Source organism: Caulobacter sp. P4_E5, assembly GCF_056401555.1.
In genome coordinates, this window is record NZ_JBFUJD010000099.1 from 1 (window position 1) to 16,870 (window position 16,870).

General features: G+C 68.8%; 20 protein-coding genes. 12 read left to right on the forward strand and 8 right to left on the reverse strand.

Features of this window, described 5'->3' with window-relative positions:
• Positions 1-36 precede the first annotated feature (36 nt).
• The 5 genes from AC1DSO_RS22190 to AC1DSO_RS22210 form a co-directional block, all read right to left on the reverse strand.
• On the reverse strand, positions 37-351 hold the full coding sequence (locus tag AC1DSO_RS22190; RefSeq protein WP_477070873.1) for a winged helix-turn-helix domain-containing protein: 315 nt from the start codon (positions 349-351) through the stop codon (positions 37-39).
• A 7-nt stretch (positions 352-358) separates the two neighbouring features.
• Entirely contained in the window at positions 359-991 is a 633-nt protein-coding gene (locus AC1DSO_RS22195; protein ID WP_477070874.1) for a hypothetical protein, read from the reverse strand.
• Between the two features lie 35 nt (positions 992-1,026).
• Complete coding sequence (locus AC1DSO_RS22200; RefSeq protein ID WP_477070875.1) at positions 1,027-2,244, reverse strand: acyltransferase family protein; 1,218 nt, start codon at positions 2,242-2,244, stop codon at positions 1,027-1,029.
• Positions 2,245-2,425: 181 nt separating this feature from the next.
• Complete coding sequence (locus tag AC1DSO_RS22205) at positions 2,426-3,154, reverse strand: GNAT family N-acetyltransferase (protein WP_477070876.1); 729 nt, start codon at positions 3,152-3,154, stop codon at positions 2,426-2,428.
• Positions 3,151-3,783, reverse strand: coding sequence for a TlpA family protein disulfide reductase (locus tag AC1DSO_RS22210; RefSeq protein ID WP_477070877.1), 633 nt, complete (start codon positions 3,781-3,783; stop codon positions 3,151-3,153). Before AC1DSO_RS22210 ends, AC1DSO_RS22205 begins: the two co-directional genes overlap by 4 nt.
• Between AC1DSO_RS22210 and argH the strand changes: the two genes are divergently transcribed.
• From argH to lysA, 3 genes are all read left to right on the forward strand, one after another.
• Positions 3,784-5,205 carry an argininosuccinate lyase gene (argH, locus tag AC1DSO_RS22215; protein ID WP_477070878.1) on the forward strand — a complete coding sequence of 474 codons (1,422 nt, stop codon included), beginning with the start codon at positions 3,784-3,786 and terminating at the stop codon, positions 5,203-5,205.
• Complete coding sequence (locus AC1DSO_RS22220) at positions 5,184-5,507, forward strand: hypothetical protein (protein WP_477070879.1); 324 nt, start codon at positions 5,184-5,186, stop codon at positions 5,505-5,507. The genes argH and AC1DSO_RS22220 overlap by 22 nt, the downstream gene beginning before the upstream one ends.
• Positions 5,508-5,669: 162 nt before the next feature.
• Positions 5,670-6,935: a diaminopimelate decarboxylase gene (lysA, locus tag AC1DSO_RS22225; RefSeq protein ID WP_477070880.1), complete on the forward strand. Its 1,266-nt coding sequence runs from the start codon at positions 5,670-5,672 to the stop codon at positions 6,933-6,935.
• Between the two features lie 122 nt (positions 6,936-7,057).
• Here lysA and AC1DSO_RS22230 read toward each other — a convergent pair whose 3' ends face one another.
• Both AC1DSO_RS22230 and AC1DSO_RS22235 read right to left on the reverse strand, forming a co-directional pair.
• The gene (locus AC1DSO_RS22230; RefSeq protein ID WP_477070881.1) at positions 7,058-7,639 is read right to left on the reverse strand and encodes a phosphoribosyltransferase; all 582 of its coding nucleotides are present in this window, start codon (positions 7,637-7,639) and stop codon (positions 7,058-7,060) included.
• Complete coding sequence (locus AC1DSO_RS22235) at positions 7,581-8,528, reverse strand: MJ0042-type zinc finger domain-containing protein (protein WP_477070882.1); 948 nt, start codon at positions 8,526-8,528, stop codon at positions 7,581-7,583. Before AC1DSO_RS22235 ends, AC1DSO_RS22230 begins: the two co-directional genes overlap by 59 nt.
• A gap of 58 nt (positions 8,529-8,586) precedes the next feature.
• On the opposite strand from AC1DSO_RS22235, the gene ftsE reads away from it, so the two are divergent.
• From ftsE to AC1DSO_RS22255, 4 genes are read left to right on the forward strand one after another with little or no spacing between them, the layout of a single operon-like run.
• Positions 8,587-9,294 (forward strand): cell division ATP-binding protein FtsE, encoded by a 708-nt coding sequence (gene ftsE / locus AC1DSO_RS22240; RefSeq protein ID WP_477070883.1) that lies wholly within the window; start codon positions 8,587-8,589, stop codon positions 9,292-9,294.
• Entirely contained in the window at positions 9,291-10,184 is an 894-nt protein-coding gene (locus AC1DSO_RS22245) for a cell division protein FtsX (protein ID WP_477070884.1), read from the forward strand. The genes ftsE and AC1DSO_RS22245 overlap by 4 nt, the downstream gene beginning before the upstream one ends.
• A gap of 13 nt (positions 10,185-10,197) precedes the next feature.
• Positions 10,198-10,818 (forward strand): YdcF family protein, encoded by a 621-nt coding sequence (locus AC1DSO_RS22250; protein WP_477070885.1) that lies wholly within the window; start codon positions 10,198-10,200, stop codon positions 10,816-10,818.
• Complete coding sequence (locus AC1DSO_RS22255; RefSeq protein WP_477070886.1) at positions 10,815-11,525, forward strand: lysophospholipid acyltransferase family protein; 711 nt, start codon at positions 10,815-10,817, stop codon at positions 11,523-11,525. The genes AC1DSO_RS22250 and AC1DSO_RS22255 overlap by 4 nt, the downstream gene beginning before the upstream one ends.
• Here the strand turns inward: AC1DSO_RS22255 and AC1DSO_RS22260 are convergent.
• A complete protein-coding gene (locus AC1DSO_RS22260; RefSeq protein ID WP_477070887.1) occupies positions 11,522-12,070 on the reverse strand; it encodes a gamma-glutamylcyclotransferase in 549 nt (182 codons plus the stop codon). The two genes, AC1DSO_RS22255 and AC1DSO_RS22260, sit on opposite strands and share 4 nt — an antisense overlap.
• A 29-nt stretch (positions 12,071-12,099) precedes the next feature.
• Between AC1DSO_RS22260 and AC1DSO_RS22265 the strand changes: the two genes are divergently transcribed.
• From AC1DSO_RS22265 to AC1DSO_RS22285, 5 genes are all read left to right on the forward strand, one after another.
• Positions 12,100-13,122 (forward strand): DUF2125 domain-containing protein, encoded by a 1,023-nt coding sequence (locus AC1DSO_RS22265; protein WP_477070888.1) that lies wholly within the window; start codon positions 12,100-12,102, stop codon positions 13,120-13,122.
• A gap of 103 nt (positions 13,123-13,225) precedes the next feature.
• On the forward strand, positions 13,226-14,026 hold the full coding sequence (locus AC1DSO_RS22270; RefSeq protein WP_477070889.1) for a chorismate mutase: 801 nt from the start codon (positions 13,226-13,228) through the stop codon (positions 14,024-14,026).
• Between the two features lie 44 nt (positions 14,027-14,070).
• Positions 14,071-15,192: a histidinol-phosphate transaminase gene (gene hisC / locus AC1DSO_RS22275; RefSeq protein WP_477070890.1), complete on the forward strand. Its 1,122-nt coding sequence runs from the start codon at positions 14,071-14,073 to the stop codon at positions 15,190-15,192.
• Positions 15,193-16,131 carry a prephenate/arogenate dehydrogenase family protein gene (locus AC1DSO_RS22280; protein ID WP_477070891.1) on the forward strand — a complete coding sequence of 313 codons (939 nt, stop codon included), beginning with the start codon at positions 15,193-15,195 and terminating at the stop codon, positions 16,129-16,131. It begins immediately after the preceding gene.
• A gap of 4 nt (positions 16,132-16,135) precedes the next feature.
• On the forward strand, positions 16,136-16,540 hold the full coding sequence (locus AC1DSO_RS22285; protein ID WP_477070892.1) for a hypothetical protein: 405 nt from the start codon (positions 16,136-16,138) through the stop codon (positions 16,538-16,540).
• Positions 16,541-16,870 lie beyond the last annotated feature (330 nt).

Genomic DNA, 16,870 nt, shown 5'->3' on the forward strand with positions numbered 1-16,870 from the left:
ATCTGGGCCCCGGCTTTCGCCGGGGAGGTCGGAATATTAGGTACCGCCGCCCGCCTGCTCCACCAACCGCCCCATGGCCTTCAAGTAACTCCCGAAAGCCGCCCGTCCCGCCTCGGTCAGGCGCACACGGGTCAAGGGCTTGCGGCCGACGAAGCTCTTGTCGATGGCCACATAGCCCGCCTCCTCCAGCTTGCGCAGATGGACCGACAGATTGCCTTGCGTGACCTCCAACAGCGCCTTCAGCTCGGTGAAGTCGGCGACCTCGGCGCTGGCTAGATAGGCGACGATCCCCAGCCGCACCCGGCCGTGGATGACGTCGTCCAGCCCGCTGATGTCGAACTTGCCCGCCACGATCGTCCTAGGGCGCCGACCGCTGGGCCTGGCGCATCATGAAAAAGCCCGGAGCCATCATGAAGGCGAAGAGGCCGAAGCTGGCGATCAGCAGATAGACGTCGGCCCGGTCGATCAGCATCCCCATGGCCACCCCTGAGACCAGCCAACCCACCGAGACCAGCGCCATCCACAGCCGCTTGCGCAGCGCGAAGATGACGAACCAGACCGCCCCCTGAATCACGAACACCACAGCAGGATGGAACAGCCAGTAACGGAAGTCGTGGTTGCGCGCGGCGGCCGAGGCGAAGACCAGGATCAGGGCCAGATTGGCCACGCCCGCCCCCGAGAAGGCGGCGTTGACGGCGCGGTTGGCGACCCCGACCTGGGGCTTCTTGCGGTCGATGATGATCACGATGGTCATCAGGATCAGGAAGATCACCGTCGGCAGCCAGCCCAGCACCATGCTGCCCAGCGGCGGCAGGACCAGCACGCCCTTCACCTGAGCGAAATGGCCCAGGGTCTGGATCCCGTAGATCAACCCCGCCGCGCCATACAGCGCCCCGCCGGCAACGCCCAGGCCGCCCCGCTCGCCGCCGCCCTCGGCCATGGTCCGCAGGAACGCCAGATCGTCCTGAACCGTCTTCAGCTTGTCGTTCATGGGCCCAGCCCCCTTCAGCGCCGCATCATGGACGGTCACAGGATTCGCCCCAACAGCGGCATGCGGCGCAGGACCATCGTCGTCAGCCAGCTCAGGACCACCGCCCCGCCGAACACCGCGCAGCCCTTGGCCAGACCGCCCCAGCTCTGCGGCAGCAGCACCCAGCTCAGCCAGGCGGTGAACACGTAGTGGGTCAAGTACATGCCGTAGGCGTTGGCCTGCAGGCTTCCGCCCAGCGGGCCGGTTGTGCGGACGAAGCGCAGAAAGGTCGCCAAGGCCGCGAACGACAGGGTGGCGCAGCCCAGAGCGAAGCTCACGCCGCCGAACAGTTCCAGGAACAGCCGTGGCGGCGGGTTGGGCGAGAAGGCCATGATCATCGAGGCCACGCCGCCGACGATCGGCAGGATGGGCGCCAGATGCCAAAGCCACCAGCGCTTGGCCAGCTTGCCCTCCGGGTCGGTGAGGCCTTGGCCAACACCGGCCGCGCCGACGGCGATCCCGGCCAGGAAGTAGACGAAGTAGTGGCCGACGCGGGCGGTCTGGACCACGAACGGTCCCACCGTGGTCCAGTGGCCAAAGGGCGTGGTCATCGACAGCGGCAGATAGGTCAGAACGCTGGCGATCACCAGACCCCAGAAGAAGCGGGCCGGCTTGCGATCCGCGTCCCGGGCCAGGCGGCCTAGGTCATCGGTCACGCCGGGGAACAGGGCGTACGCCGCCGTGACGATCGCGCCGAACGCCAGCAGCACCCACAGGAACCAGGCCGGACCGCTGGGCCAGAACGGCAGATGGGTCCAGGCGTCCGCGAATGCCGCTAAGGACGGCGCGCCGCCCGACTGCAGCCAGGCGGGGAAATAGGCCAGCGGGGCCAATAGGCCGACGCCGAGGATGAACGGGATCCCCAGCCTCAGCGCCCGGGTCTTCAGGAAACCGCCCGCGCCCCTGGCCCGCAAGCCGTCGGCGACGAACAGACCCGAGATGAAGAACATCAGCGACATGAAGAATATGTCGTTGACCAGGGTCAGGATTCCGAACCCACCGAACTTCTGAGGATCCACGACCGGGAAGGCCGTCCACAGGATCGGCGGGGCGTCGAACGCTTTCGGGGGCGGCGCGTACGGATGGTAGGTCAGCACCGCGTGATGGGCGATCACCAGCAGGGTGACGAAGGCGCGCAAGGCGCCGATTGGGGCGTTGCGACCACCGATCTGGGCGACGGCCGATCGTTCAGTGGCGCTGAGCGGCGCATGCATGGCCTTGGCTCCCCTCTTGAGACAGCCACACGATGCATCAACCAGTTTGTTTTGTAAACTTGTCTATCAAAAATGCCCCCGGGGAGGGAAGCGTCGCCCCTCCCCGGTGTCATCCCGGCTCGGCGCGCTGCGCGCTTGGCCGGGATGACACGGATCTGGATCTATTGACTTGAGAAGGCGCTCAGCGCGTCCAGTACCGGTAGCGATACGCCGGCTCGAAGCCCTCGTCCGCATAGAGGGCGATGGCCGGGGCGTTGTCGGCTTCGACTTGCAGCCAGGCGCGCTCGGCGCCCAACGCGCCCGCCTCGGCCAGCAAACCGCGCAGCACCCGGCGCGCCAGGCCCTTGCGGCGATGGTCGGGCGCGGTGCGCATGCCGAAGACGCCGGCGAAGCCGCCGCCGATCGCGCTGGCGCCGATCGCCGCCGGCGCGCCGTCGATGTCCAATCGAGCGAAGCGGGCCGGCGCCGGGATGCGGCCCAAGGCGTCCAGCCGTTCGCGCCCATCCTCGGGATCGCCGGCCGTGGCGGTGAACACCGCTTCGAACGTGGCGTCGGGTGCGGTCGAGACCCGAACGGCGGGGTCGCCCTCCCCGCCCGTCGGACCCAGCATGACCACCGTCTCCTTGCAGGGCGCGTAGCCCCGGGCGGCCAGGCGCTCCGAGAGGTCGATCGGAACGGCCATGCCGTCGGTCAGCTTGAAGCGCGGCGGCAGGGCGCGCGCCGCGAACCACGCCTCGACGGCGTCAAGGGCGGCTTCGGCGTCACGATCCGGCGCCTCCAGCGGCCAGCAGGCGTTGATCCGCATCGAGCGACCGGACGAGGCGTTCAGCCGCCAGCCGCCCAGCCGGGCCCGCTCACGGGCGGGCCAAGCATCGTCGGCAAGGGGTTCGAGAAGGCGGGGATCGATCACTTCTCGGCCAGCAGCTTCTCGACGATGCCGCGCGCTTCCGGGCCCGACCAATCAGCCGGCCCGGCCATGCGGGCGCGCTCGCGGCCCTGGCGGTCGTAGATCACCGTGGTCGGATAGCCCGCCGCGCGCGGCTCCATGGCGAACGAGAGCTTGTAGCCCGGATCGCGATAGGTCTTCAGCGGCGGGTTGGCGGCCATCTCTTCGTTGATCAGGTTAAGGTCGCTGTCGCGGTCGACGCTGATCGGCAGCACGGTGACCGGCTGGGTGGCGTAGGCAGCCTGCAGCTTGGCCAGGGTCGGCATCTCGGCCTTGCAGGGCGCACACCAGGTGGCCCACAGGTTCATGACCACCACCCGGCCCTTGAAGTCGGCCAAGGTCGCCGGCTTGCCGTCCAGACTGGTGAACACCGTATCGGGCGCGGCGCGCGGCGTGGCGGGCACCTCGAGCTTTTCCAGCGAGGCCTTCTTGAATTCTCTCAGATCAGCGGGGCCATGGGGTTTGAACGAAGCGGTGGCGATGACGTATAGAACCGCCGCGGCGCCCACCAAGGCGACGCCCGAGATCGCCCATTTCAGCGGGTTGCGCTTCGGCGCGGCCTTGCCGTCTTCGACCAAGTGGACTTCGTTCATATGACCGACAACGCCTCCGATACGCCCAAGCCAGCGAAAGGCCAGGGTCAAGCCATGTGGGGCGGTCGGTTCACGGCCAAGCCGGCGGAACTGATGCAGGCGATCAACGTCTCCATCGGCTTCGACAAGCGCCTTTGGGCGCAAGACCTGGCGGGTTCCCGCGCCCACGCGCGGATGTTGATGAACCAGGGCGTGATTTCAAGCAGCGATGGCGAGGAAATCCTCGGCGGCCTCGCGCGGATCGAGGACGAGTTGCTGACCGGGACCTTTCCGTTCCGTGACGAGTACGAAGACATCCACATGAATATCGAGGCGCGGCTGCGCGAGATGATCGGCGCGACCGCCGGCCGTCTGCACACCGCTCGCTCGCGCAACGACCAGGTGGCCGTCGACTTCCGCCTGTGGGTCCGCGACGCCTGCGACCGCTCGGCCGGCCAGCTGGAGGCGCTTCAAAAGGCGCTGCTTGCCCAGGCCGAGACCTATGTGGACGCCCTGATGCCGGGCTTCACCCACTTGCAGCCGGCCCAGCCGGTGACCTTCGGCCACCACCTGATGGCCTATGTCGAGATGTTCGGCCGTGACGCCTCGCGTTTCCGCGACGCCCGCGCTCGCATGAACGAGTGCCCGCTGGGCGCGGCGGCCCTGGCCGGTTCGCCATTCCCGATCGACCGCCAGCAGACCGCGACCGCTCTGGGCTTCGACCGTCCGACCGCCAACTCGCTGGACAGCGTCTCGGCCCGCGACTTCGCGCTGGAGGCCCTGTCGGCTGCCTCGATCACCGCCACGCACCTGTCGCGCCTGGCCGAGGAGATCGTGCTGTGGACGACGCCGATGTTCGGCTTCATCAAGCTGACCGACGCCTTCACGACCGGCAGCTCGATCATGCCGCAGAAGAAGAACCCCGACGCGGCCGAGCTGATCCGCGCCAAGGTCGGCCGCATCCTGGGCTCACTGACCACCCTGACCGTGGTCATGAAGGGCCTGCCGCTGGCCTATTCGAAGGACATGCAGGAGGACAAGGTCCCGACCTTCGAGGCTTTCGACGCGCTGGAACTCAGCCTGCTGGCCATGGCCGGCATGGTCTCTGATCTGACCCCGAACACCGAGACCATGGCCAAGGCCGCCGGCGCCGGCTTCTCGACCGCGACGGACCTAGCCGACTGGCTGGTGCGGACGCTGAACATGCCTTTCCGCGACGCCCACCACGTGACAGGCTCTGCCGTGAAGACGGCGGAAGGCCTGGGCGTCGACCTGGCGGATCTTTCCCTGGAGCAGTTCCAGGCGATCGAGTCGCGGATCACCCAGGACGTCTACGCCGTTTTGACTCCGGCCGCCTCGGCGGCCAGCCGCATGAGCTACGGCGGGACCGCCCCCGCCCAGGTCCGCGCCCAGATCGCGCGTTGGAAGGAAGTGCTCGCATGAACCTGCGCCCCGTCACCCTGCTCGCCCTGGCGGCGCTCGCCGTGAGCGCCTCGGCCTGCGGCAAGCAAGGCGCCCTGGAACGCCCAGCGCCGCTGTGGGACGCCCAGAAGAAGGCCGCTTGGCAGGCCGAGCGCCGCGCCGCCTCGGCCCAGGCCAACCAACCCGCCCGCGCTGGCGGCGCCCAGGAGATCCGCGATCCGGCCTCCAGCAGCCGCACCATCCGCGCCGCGCCGCTGCCGGGCACCAAGGACCCGTTCGGCGGTCCGTCCGCGGCCGGCTTCCCCGGCGCTACTCCGAACTGACGGCGAACGCCGCACCAACGGTTGAACTTGGCGAGGCCGCCGTCATCCCGGCGAAAGCCGGGATCCAGATGACGCCCGCCACCGCTCCGGATGAATCTGGGTCCCGGCTTTCGCCGGGAAGTCGGAAAATGGGGGTGTGATGATGAGAAAGCCCGAAGACCCGTGAATCACTTCGAGTACGGCCCAGAGGGCCTGGCCTGCGAGGGCGCGCCCTTGGCCAAGATCGCGGCCGAGGTCGGCACGCCGGTCTACGTCTACAGCCGCGCCACCCTGGAGCGGCACTTCACCGTGTTCCGCGACGCCCTGGCGGCGGCGGGTGTGGTCGATCCGCTGGTCGCCTACGCCGTGAAGGCCAATTCCAACGTCGCGGTGCTGAAGGTGCTAGGCGACCTGGGGGCCGGGGCCGACACGGTCTCGGAGGGCGAGGTTCGCCGCGCCCTGGCCGCCGGCATCCCGCCCGAACGCATCGTCTTCTCCGGCGTCGGCAAGGCGCGGCGCGAGATCGAGTTCGCGCTGAAGACCGGCGTCGCCGAGATCAATGTCGAGTCCGAGCCGGAGCTGAACCTGATCGCGGACGTCGCGGCGGGTCTGGGCCTGAAGGCGAAGGTCGCGTTCCGGGTCAATCCGGACGTCGCGGCCGGCGGTCACGCCAAGATCGCCACCGGCAAGTCCGAGAACAAGTTCGGCGTTTCGTTCGCCGAGGCCGCCCGCCTCTACGCCAACGCCAGCAACAACGCCAATCTCGAGCCCATCGGTGTGGCGTGTCACATCGGCAGCCAGATCACCGACCTGACGCCGATGCGCGCCGCCTTCACCAAGATGCGGGGGCTGGTCGAGCAACTTCTGGGCGAAGGCCTGTCGGTCGAGCGCCTCGATCTGGGCGGCGGCCTGGGCGTGCCCTATTTCAACCACCCCGAACCGCCTTCGCCCGCCGCGTTCGCCGCCATGGTCGGCGAGGTCACCAAGGGCCTGCCCGTCAAGCTGGCCTTCGAGCCGGGCCGGGTGATCGCCGCCAACGCCGGCGTGCTGGTCTCGGAAGTGATCCACGTCCACGAGCGTCCGGAAGGCCGCAAGTTCCTGGTCATCGACGCGGCCATGAACGACCTGGTCCGTCCGGCCATGTACGACGCCTTCCACGACATCCGCCCGGTGGTGAAGCGTGAAGGTGAGACGGTCTATGACGTCGTCGGCCCCGTCTGCGAGACGGGCGACACCTTCACCCGCGACCGCGCCCTGCCGCCGTTCACAGCCGGGGACCTGGTGGCCTTCATGTCGGCCGGCGCCTACGGCTCGGCCATGGCCAGCGAGTACAACACCCGGCCGCTGGTGCCCGAAGTCCTGGTCGACGGCGACCGCTACGCGGTGATCCGCAAGCGGCCGACGTATGAAGAGATGCTGGCGCGGGACCTCGTGCCGGACTGGGTGTGATCTGATACTTGCCCCCACCTGACCGCTACGCGGTCGTCCGCCCCCGGAGGGGGCGGAATGCTCCTTCTCCCCCCTCTGGGGGAGGAGGGCCGAAGGCCCGGAGGGGGCGAGTATCCTCTAAATCAATCCATCGCGCCGATGTACGGCAGGCCGCGGCTCTTGCCCTCGTCGTCGAGGCCGTAGCCGACCAGGTAGCGCGCAGGCGCTTCCCAGGCGACGAAGTCGGGCTCCATGCCGCGATCCTTGGGCCAGGGCTTGCGGGCGAAGACGGCGGTCAGCACTTCGCTGGCCCCGGCGTCCTTCACGAGACGCGCGGCCTCCGACAGCGACAGGCCGGTGTCGAACACGTCGTCGACGACCAGGGCGCGGCGGCCGATCAGCGGACGCTGCAGGTCGGCGCGGACCTCGCAACGGCCCGTGCTCTTGCGCTCGTCATGGTAGGAAGCCAGCCACAGGGCGTCGAAACGCACGTTGCGACCGGCCTTGTAGAGGGCGCGGGTCAGGTCGGCGGCGAACCACAGGCCGCCGGTCAGCAGGCAGACCACGACGGTGTCGTCGTCGATGCGCGGCGCGATGGTCTCGGCCAGCTTCTGAACCCGTTCGGCGATCTCGGCTTCCGAGATCAGGACTTCGGGCTTCTGGGTGTCATTCATGATGCGCGGGTTCGTGAGAGTCAGAGGGGACGGTTGCGTCCCCGCTCTCATGTCCCGGGGGTTCCTGTCCAGCCGCTTCGTGCTCGGCGGCGGCGTCCTGGACCCCGCGCAGGGCCAATTCAGGCTCGCCGCCGTGGTCTTCCGGCTTTTTCAGAGCAGTCTTCACGGCCTTGGCCGCGCCCGGTTCGGTGGCGAAGCCGATCTGCAGATCCTTGGYGGTCCTGGCCGGGTCGAGGAAGGTGATCGAGAAATGGCGCACCTGGCCCGGCGGGATCTTGGCGTCGGCGGCGGCGGCCAGCTGGCCGGCGACGCGCTTGCCCTTCTCGTTCAGCAGCTCGACCCGCAGCGGCGGCGAGACCACCTCGTGCTCGGTGATGTTGCGAATGGATCCGGTGATGGTCACGGCCGCGTGGCCGTCCTGCATCAACGGGATCGCCTTGATGCTGTCGCGGTCGATGACCAGGCCCACCGTGTTCACCGGCAGGCCGACGGCGGCGTAGGCCCCGGCCGAGCCCGGCATAATCCGGACGACGTCGATGCGGAAGATCAGGGCGGCGACCACGACCACGGCCATGGCCGCGGCCATGCCGGCCCAGATGACTCCGGTGGCCGTGGCTTCGCGCAAGCGTCGCTCGGCGTCGGCCCGGGCGCGGAAGACCTTGGGAAGTTCCTCGCCGGGCAAGGCGCTGACCGGCGGCTCGTCGGTCTCAGACGCCGCGCCGGCAACCTGCTCGGCGCTGTCCAATTGACTGGCGAGGGTGGGCGCTTCGGGCTCGTCGAAGAGGTCGTTCGCGTCTTCGTTACGGGCCGTCCAACGGTTCCCGCACGAGGCGCAGCGCACGACACGCCCCGCCGCACCGACCTTGGAGTCGTCGACGAAATAGCGGCTGGCGCACTCCGGACAGGTCAGTATCATGGCCGCGAATCGAACGCTCCCCACATGCCTTAAGGGGGTCGCTGATTTTAACCCTGATGTCCAGAAACCCAAGTGACGCGCCTTGCGGATCGACACAGAACAGGGCGATGACGCCCTACCGGTGGTCCGCTTCGCCGGCGTCTCGATGCGCTACGGCCGGGCCCCGGAAACCCTAAGGGACATAAGCTTTTCCCTCGATCAGGGGTCGTTCCATTTCCTGACTGGCGCCTCGGGCGCGGGCAAGAGTTCGCTGCTCAAACTGATCTACCTGGCCCACCGTGCGTCACGGGGTCGCGTCGAGCTTTTCGGGCGCGACGTCAGCCTGACCCACGGCTCGGACCTGCCGTTCCTGCGCCGCCGGATCGGGGTGGTGTTCCAGGAATTCCGCCTGCTGGAGCACCTGTCGGTGTTCGACAACGCCGCCCTGCCCCTGCGCATCCTCAAGCGCAAACCGGCCACCTATCGCGAAGACGTCGCCGAGCTGCTCAGCTGGGTGGGCCTGGGCGAGCGGATGCACGCCCTGCCAGCGACCCTGTCGGGCGGCGAAAAGCAGCGCSTGGCSATCGCTCGCGCCGTCGTCGATCGTCCCGACGTGCTGCTGGCCGACGAGCCGACCGGCAATGTCGATCCGGCCATGTCGCTGCGCCTGCTGCGGCTGTTCGTGGAGCTCAACCGCCTGGGCACCACGGTCCTGATCGCCACCCATGACGAGGACCTGGTGGCCCGCGCCGCGCGGCCGACCCTGCACCTCGAGCACGGCCGCCTGGTCGATGTGGGAGGCGGCGGATGAGCGAATTCTTTCAGGTCGCCAAGTGGAGGCCCGGCCCGCTGTTGCCGCCGCGCGACTCGCGAGACGGGGCGCTGGTCTTCGTTGTGGCGGTGCTGTGCTTCCTGGCGGTTCTCACCGCTTTCGCCGCCCTGGCGGCCAACCGGGCCGCCCACGGCTGGACCTCTCAGCTGACCGGCTCGGCCACCGTGGTGGTGCGCGCCCGGGCCAGCGAGACCCCCGACAGCGCCGCCGCCCGCGCCGCCGAGACCCTGGCCGGGATCAAGGGCGTGATCGAGGCCCAGGCCCTGCCCCGTGAAAAGGCCGAAGCCCTGCTGGAGCCGTGGATCGGCAAGGAGGCCCTGGTCGACGAGCTGCCGACGCCGCGCCTGGTCACCCTCGACCTCGACCCCAAGGCGCCGCCCAGCGCCGCCACCCTGGACAAGGCCCTGAGGTCCGCCGGGGTCGACGCCACCGTCGACGACCATAGCCGCTGGATCGCCGATATCGAGCGCGCCGCCGACCTGGCGCGCCTGGCGGCCCTGGGCGTCTTCACCCTGATCGCCGCCGCGACCGCCGCCGTCATCGCCTTCGCCACCCGCGCGGGTTTGGCCGCTCGGCGCGACGTCATTGAGGTGCTGCATTTCTCCGGGGCCGAGCAGGGCTTTATCGCCGGCCTGTTCCAGAACCGCTTCGCGACCATGGGCGCGCTGGCGGGCTTGCTGGGCGGGGCGAGCGCGGCCATCATCGGCGCGATCGCGCGCTATTTCGGCGGCGGCGCGGGGGTGGCGCCGGTGCTGCCGCTGGCCTGGATCGATCTGGTCGCCGCCCTGCCCGCACCGGTGGTCGCCGCCCTGATCGCCGGCCTTTCGGCCCGTCTGGCGGCGTCGCGCATCGTGGGGGAGATGCCGTGAAGACCGAAACATCATGAAGACGCTGGCCGCGCTGTTGATCGCCCTGATGATCTGGGGMCTGGGCCTGCTGGCCTTCACCGSSCGGGTGGACCAGTCGACCCCCGCGCCCGAGCCGCCGATCGCCGACGGCGTCGTGGTGCTGACCGGCGCCTCGAACATCCGCCTGGAAGCCGCCACCAAGCTGCTGGAAGAGGGCAAGGGCCAGCGCCTGCTGATCTCCGGCGTCAATCGCGAGGCCACCCGCGCCGACGTTCAGACGGTGACCAAGGCGGTCAAGCCGATTTACGACTGCTGCGTGGACCTGGGCTTCACCGCCGCCAACACGGTCGGCAACGCCCTGGAGACGGCCGAGTGGACCAAGTCCAAGGGCTACAAGAGCCTGATCGTGGTGACCGCCGACTATCACATGCCCCGCTCGATGCTGGAGCTGAAGGCCGCCATGCCGGGCGTGAAGCTGTTCCCCTACCCGGTCCAGACCGAGAGCCTGAACGCCCATCGTTGGTGGAAGACCGGTTCGAGCGCCCGGCGGATGATCGTGGAATATTGCAAGTACCTGGCGATCCTGGGCCGTGAAGCGTTCCTAGGGCTAGGACCGAAAGAAAAGGCCGCCCCGGCGGCGAAGGAAGCGTCTTGATCTATCTGCGTTCGTTGCTGTTCCAGCTGTTCTTCTGGCTGTGGTCGATCGGCTGGGCGGTCGGCATGATCCTGACCTACCCCCTGCCCCGCGGCGCCAACACCTGGTCGCTGTCGACCTGGGCCAAGGGCTTGATCTGGGGCCTGCGCTGGCTGGCCGACGTCAAGGTCGAGGTGCGCGGCGAGCCGTATCGGCCGACCGGCCCGGCCCTGGTCGCGTCCAAGCACCAGTCGATGTTCGACGTCTTCAGCCAGTTCGCCCTGCTGCCCGACGCCTGCTTCGTGATGAAGAAGGAACTGTTGATGGTGCCGCTGTTCGGCTGGCACGGGCTGAAGGCCGGCATGGTCGTCGTCGATCGCGCCGGCCACTCGACCGCGCTGAAGAAGCTGGTCCGCGACTCCGTCGAGCGCATGAAGGAAAGCCGCCAGATCGTGATCTTTCCCGAAGGCACCCGCGGCGAGGTCGGCCAGCCGGGCGACTACAAGCCGGGCATCGCCGCGCTCTATCGCGAGCTGGACATGCCGGTGACCCCGCTGGCCCTGAACTGCGGCGTCCACTGGAACAAAGGCTTCGTCGTCAAGCCGGGGACGATCGTGTTCAACTATCTGGAGCCGATCCCCGCCGGCCTGAAGCGCGGCGAGTTCATGCGCGAGCTGCAGACCCGCATCGACACCGCGACCAAGGCGCTGGAGGATGAGGGGCTTTAGGCCGTCTCGATTCCCTCGACCATCTTCAGCAGCTTCTCCATCGCGTGATCGCGCACCCCGTCCTCGCGTAGGTGCATGACCAAGTCGCGGAGATAGTCGATGTTCGGGCCCGACAGGCCCGTGGCCCCGGCGATCAGCCGCGCCTGCTGCTCCAAGGTCAGGGCTCCGGCCCACTGGCTGTGCTTCATGTCCGACAGGAAGACCAGGGCCGGCACTTTTCCGTTCCCGTCGATCTTCACCTCGCGCGAGGTCTCGAAATAGGTCTCGGTCGGCTGCTCGCGTTCGCGGAGGTAGGCGTAGACCTCTTCCCATTCGCTGGCCGCCACGCGATAGGCCATGCCGCGCACCGATCCGCCCGGCGCCAGGCCCAGCACCAGGCCCGGCCGCTCGTAGGTGCCGCGGTGATGCACCGAATAGATGCAGAAGGCCCGCCGCCGCCCGTGGAGCACGGCGGTTCTTCGGTCTATGAACGGGAACCCGGGCCGCCACATCAGCGATCCGTATCCGAACACCCAGCGATCCTCGCCGCCGCCCTCTAAGCTCATCACCGATCCCGACTGGACGCGCCCTATACATGACCCATAACGACGCCCGCCCCTCCCGCAAAGCCCCCCAGAAAGCTAGCCGCGGCCGTCTGTTCATGCCTTTCATCCTGGCCGCCCTGGTCGCGGGCGGCTGGAGCTATGGCTGGTTCTGGCTGCGCGGCCAGGCCGAGCAACGGATGGACGCCCAGTCGGCCGACCTGAAGTCGCGCGGCTACGACCTGTCCTGGAGCGCCCGGACCTTCCACGGCTTTCCGTTCCGGATGAATGTCGAGCTGACCGACGCCCGCGTCGCCGAACCCACCGGCTGGGCCGTCCGCGCGCCGCTGCTTAAGGGCGAGGCCGAGATCTATGACCTGACCCATTGGGTGCTGGTCGCGCCGCAGGGCGTGGTCCTGACCCGTCCGGAGGCCGGCGACGTGACCATCACCGGCCAGGCGCTGCGGGCCAGCATCTCGCACGTCACCGAGTATCCGCCGCGCGTCTCGGTCGAGGGCGCCAAGCTGACCTTCGTCCCCGCGCCCGGCGCCAAGCCGTTCCAGCTGATTTCGGCCGACAACATGCAGCTGCATCTGCGCTCGGGCCCGGACGACCAGGGCGCGATCTTCTTTAAGGCCGGGGGCGCCAAGACCGCCTTCACGGGCCTGCTGGGCCGCCTGGCCCAGGACAAGACCGCCTCGATGATCCTGGAGACCCGCCTGTCGCATATCTCGTACCTGCGCGGCCGCAACTGGGAAGCCGCCGTCAGGCGCTGGAGCGAGGTCGGCGGCCAGATCACCTTGCAGCAGAGCCAGATCCTGGCCGGCGACGCCGAGGGCAAGGCCAAGTCCGGCGTGCTGTCGGTCGATTCCAAGGGCCGGGTGACCGGCCTGCTGCAGGTGGTGATCAAGGAGCGGGCCGACCTGTCCCAGCCGATCAAGACGCCTGAGCAGGCCCTTGCCGCCGCCGCCGAGGCCGTGGGCCAGGAGCCGGTCATCGAGGCCGACCTCAAGTTCGAGGACGGGCGCACCCGGCTGGGCCTGTTCGATACCGGGCCTGCGCCGACGGTGTACTGATCGATCAACGGTCGCCGGAGACGCAATTTTCTTGCCGCCTTGGCTGGCTATTGCGTGTTCGGCGGCAAGGACTATGGTCCCGCCTCCAATTTCGGGGAAGAACATGGGCAGCGACGCGACGGACGCCACACCGTCTCTCGAAGAGGTCCGATGGCGGCTCGACGCCATCGACGGTGAACTTTTGAAGCTGATCGACGAGCGCGCCAGCCTGGCCAGCGCCGTCGCGGCCGCCAAGCGCGCCTCGGGCGACACGGGCTTTGGCCTGCGCCCCGGCCGCGAGGCCCATATCGTCCGCAAGCTGCTCGACGCGCCGCGCAAGGGCGCCAGCAACGCCCTGGTCATCCGCATCTGGCGCGAGATCATGGCCGACAACCTGGCGCGCCAGGGCCCGTACCATCTGGCCGTCTTCGGCGGTCGCGAGCCGGCCCGCGCGGTCGAGCTGACCCGCCTGCGCTTCGGGACCGCCCCACGCCTGTCCATCGTTTCCAGCGCCCAGGACGCCCTGGCCGTCGCCCGCTCGCCGTGGGGCGTGGCCGTCCTGCCGCTGGCCGCCGACACGCCCTGGTGGGGCCGCCTGCTGGCCGAGCCGAAGCTGAAGGTGTTCGCCGCCCTGCCCTGCCTGGCCTCCTGGGGCCCGCAGGCCGCCCTGGCCGTGGCCGAGGTCGAGGTCGAGCCGACCGGCGGCGACCAGACCTTCTGGGTCACCGACGCCCCCAAGAGCGCCGCTTCCATCGTCGAGACCCTGAGCCAGACCGACATCGCCGCCGAACTGATCGCCGAGGCCAGCGGGCTGAAGCTGTTCTCGCTGTCGGGCTTCTTCCAGTCGCACGACGAGCGCCTGGCCCGCGCGCCTGGCCAGCTGACCGGCGTCATCGGGGCTGCGCCCGAACAGTTCGACGTGTAAGAGACGCCCGTCACGTTTGAGACGTCCGTCAACCGAGTAGTCCGATGACCGCCGCCCCCACCGACCGCTTCGCCGCGCCCCGTCCTGTCCCCAAGCCCGGGATCATGGACATCCACGCCTATGTCGGCGGCAAGTCGAAGGTCGACGGCATCGCCCATCCGGTGAAGCTGTCGAGCAACGAGAACATCCTGGGCAGCAGCGACAAGGCCAAGCAGGCCTATCGCGACGCGGTCGACCGCCTGCACATCTATCCGGACGGCAAGTCGAACCTGCTGCGCGCCGCCGTGGCCGAGCGCTTCAAGCTGGAGCCCGAGCGCCTGACCTTCGGCGACGGCAGCGACGAGATCTTCGCCCTGCTGAACCAGGTCTATCTCGAGCCAGGCGACAACATCGTCCAGGGCGAGCACGGCTTCGCCGCCTACGCCATCGGGGCCCGCGCCTGCCAGGGCGAGGTGCGGATGGCCAAGGAAGTGAACCACCGCATCGACATCGACGAGGTGGTCAAGTGCGTCGACGAGCGCACGCGCCTGGTGTTCATCGCCAATCCCGCCAATCCGACCGGCACCTGGCTGACGGGCGAGGAGATCCGCGACCTGCACGCGGCCCTGCCGCCGTCGGTGATCCTCGTCTTGGACGGGGCCTATGCCGAGTTCTGCAGCGACCCGCGCTTCGAGGACGGTCTGGACTTGGCCCGCACCGCCGAGAACGTGATCGTCACCCGGACCTTCTCGAAGATCCACGGCCTGGCCGCCCTGCGCGTCGGCTGGGGCTATGGGCCCAGCCACATCATCGAGCCGATCGAGCGGATCCGTCCGCCATTCAACACCTCGATCCCCGGCCAGGAAGCCGCCATCGCGGCCCTGTTCGACGACGAATTCCAGGCCCGTTCGCTGGCCCTGGTCGAACAATGGCGGCCGTGGATGGCCCAGCAGCTGGGCGGCATCGGCCTGGAGGTCACGCCGTCGGCGGCCAACTTCGTGCTGGCGACCTTCCCGACCACGCCGGGCAAGACCGCTCGCGAAGCCGAGGCGTTCCTGGCGTCGCGGGGCTATCTGGTCCGCGCGGTGGGCAACTACAATCTGCCCGACGCCATCCGCATCRCCATCGGCCTGGAAGAGCAGAACCGCGCCGTGGTCGACCTGCTCACCGAGTTCATGGGGCGATAGATGTCGGCTCCCGGGATCCTGTACCCCAAGCTCACCGTCATCGGCTGCGGCCTGATCGGCGGCTCGATCATCCGCGCGGCCCGTGAGCACGGCGTCGTCGGCGAGGTCACCGTGGCCGACGCCAGCGAGGTCCACCGCGCCCGCGTCATCGCACTGGGCATCGCCGAGCACGTCACCGGCGACATCGCGCAGGCCGTGAAGGACGCCGATCTCGTCGTCATCGCCACCCCGGTGCTGTCGATTCCGGACCTCGCCGCCGTCGTGATCCCGGCCATGAAGGCCGGCGCCACCCTGACCGACGTCGGCTCGACCAAGGCCAATGTCGCCGAGGCCTTCCGCGCCCAGGACCTGTCGAAGATCTTCGCCATCCCCGGTCACCCGATCGCCGGCACCGAGCAGTCGGGGCCTGACTCCGGCTTCGCCGAGCTGTTCGAGAACCGCTGGACGATCCTGACCCCGTTCGAGAGCGACGACGAGCACTACGCCGCCGCCGTCGCCCAGCTATCGGCCTTCTGGCGCGCCTTCGGGGCCCAGGTCGAGCTGATGGAGGAGAAGCACCACGATCTCGTGCTGGCCGTCGTCTCGCACCTGCCCCACCTGATCGCCTATACGATCGTCGGCAGCGCCGCCGACCTGGAGAACGTCACCGAGAACGAGGTCATCAAGTACTCGGCCTCGGGCTTCCGCGACTTTACCCGCATCGCCGCCAGCGACCCGACCATGTGGCGCGACATCTTCGTGGCCAACAAGGACGCAGTGCTGGAGATGCTGGGCCGCTTCACCGAGGACCTGCAGGCGATGAGCCGCGCGATCCGCTGGGGCGACGCCGACACCCTGCACGCCCACTTCACCCGCACCCGGGCGATCCGTCGGGGCATCGTGGCCGCGGGCCAGGAAAGCGCCGAGCCGAACTTCGGCCGTGATCGGGGCAAGCACTAGGGGCATGGACCTCAAGCGCGCCCTCGGCCTCGCCCTCTGCGCCATCGCCTTGGCCCTGGCGGGTTGGGGCCTGTTCGTCGCCCGCTCCCGGGCGCCCGTCCAGGCGACCTATGTCCAGCCCCCGCCATGGGTCGAGGTCTATCTCTATCATGACGGCGGCCTGCGGGTCGGCGACAAGCCCTCCAGCCTGCGCACCTTGCCCGCGGACATCGCCGCCGCGGCCGGCTCTCCGGACAGGACGATCCAAGGGGTTCGGCTGAACGAGGAAGTCACCGTCGAGCACCGGTTCTACAAGGCCGTGATGGCGCGGATCCGGGACTCCGGCTGGAACCGGATCGATCTGGAGGTGGTCCGCGAGGGCCAACTTCCGGGCGAGGCTCCGAAGCCACGGTCCTACGATCTCCATTAGATGCGCGGCTCCGCCGCTTCACGCGGAAACCGCTGAAGTTGGATGGGGAGGCGACGGAGCGGCCGGGCGAACCCGGATGACCGTGAGTGTTTGTGTGCGTTTCGGTTCGCTTACCGCTCCGCCAGGCTGTTCTTTCCGTGAGGACGGCGGGCGTGAGCGTTGTCTGCTCGGGCCTCCGCTACCCCCGGACGGGCGTGGACCAACTGGATCGGCTCTTCCGTCTCCAGCTCGGCGATCCACGATAGGCGGCTTGTACGATCACCGCCCTGTCGCTCCGCGCTCGCCTCTCCACGGCCCTTCCCGGGATCCCGGATCTATCCAACGAACAGA

Coding starts and splice junctions, on each gene's coding strand:
- AC1DSO_RS22195 (WP_477070874.1), bottom strand. CDS start 991: ATGAACGACAAGCTGAAGACGGTTCAGGACGATCTGGCGTTCCTGCGG.
- AC1DSO_RS22200 (WP_477070875.1), bottom strand. CDS start 2,244: ATGCATGCGCCGCTCAGCGCCACTGAACGATCGGCCGTCGCCCAGATC.
- AC1DSO_RS22210 (WP_477070877.1), bottom strand. CDS start 3,783: ATGAACGAAGTCCACTTGGTCGAAGACGGCAAGGCCGCGCCGAAGCGC.
- argH (WP_477070878.1), top strand. CDS start 3,784: ATGACCGACAACGCCTCCGATACGCCCAAGCCAGCGAAAGGCCAGGGT.
- AC1DSO_RS22230 (WP_477070881.1), bottom strand. CDS start 7,639: ATGAGAGCGGGGACGCAACCGTCCCCTCTGACTCTCACGAACCCGCGC.
- AC1DSO_RS22245 (WP_477070884.1), top strand. CDS start 9,291: ATGAGCGAATTCTTTCAGGTCGCCAAGTGGAGGCCCGGCCCGCTGTTG.
- AC1DSO_RS22260 (WP_477070887.1), bottom strand. CDS start 12,070: ATGAGCTTAGAGGGCGGCGGCGAGGATCGCTGGGTGTTCGGATACGGA.
- AC1DSO_RS22265 (WP_477070888.1), top strand. CDS start 12,100: ATGACCCATAACGACGCCCGCCCCTCCCGCAAAGCCCCCCAGAAAGCT.
- AC1DSO_RS22270 (WP_477070889.1), top strand. CDS start 13,226: ATGGGCAGCGACGCGACGGACGCCACACCGTCTCTCGAAGAGGTCCGA.
- AC1DSO_RS22280 (WP_477070891.1), top strand. CDS start 15,193: ATGTCGGCTCCCGGGATCCTGTACCCCAAGCTCACCGTCATCGGCTGC.
- AC1DSO_RS22285 (WP_477070892.1), top strand. CDS start 16,136: ATGGACCTCAAGCGCGCCCTCGGCCTCGCCCTCTGCGCCATCGCCTTG.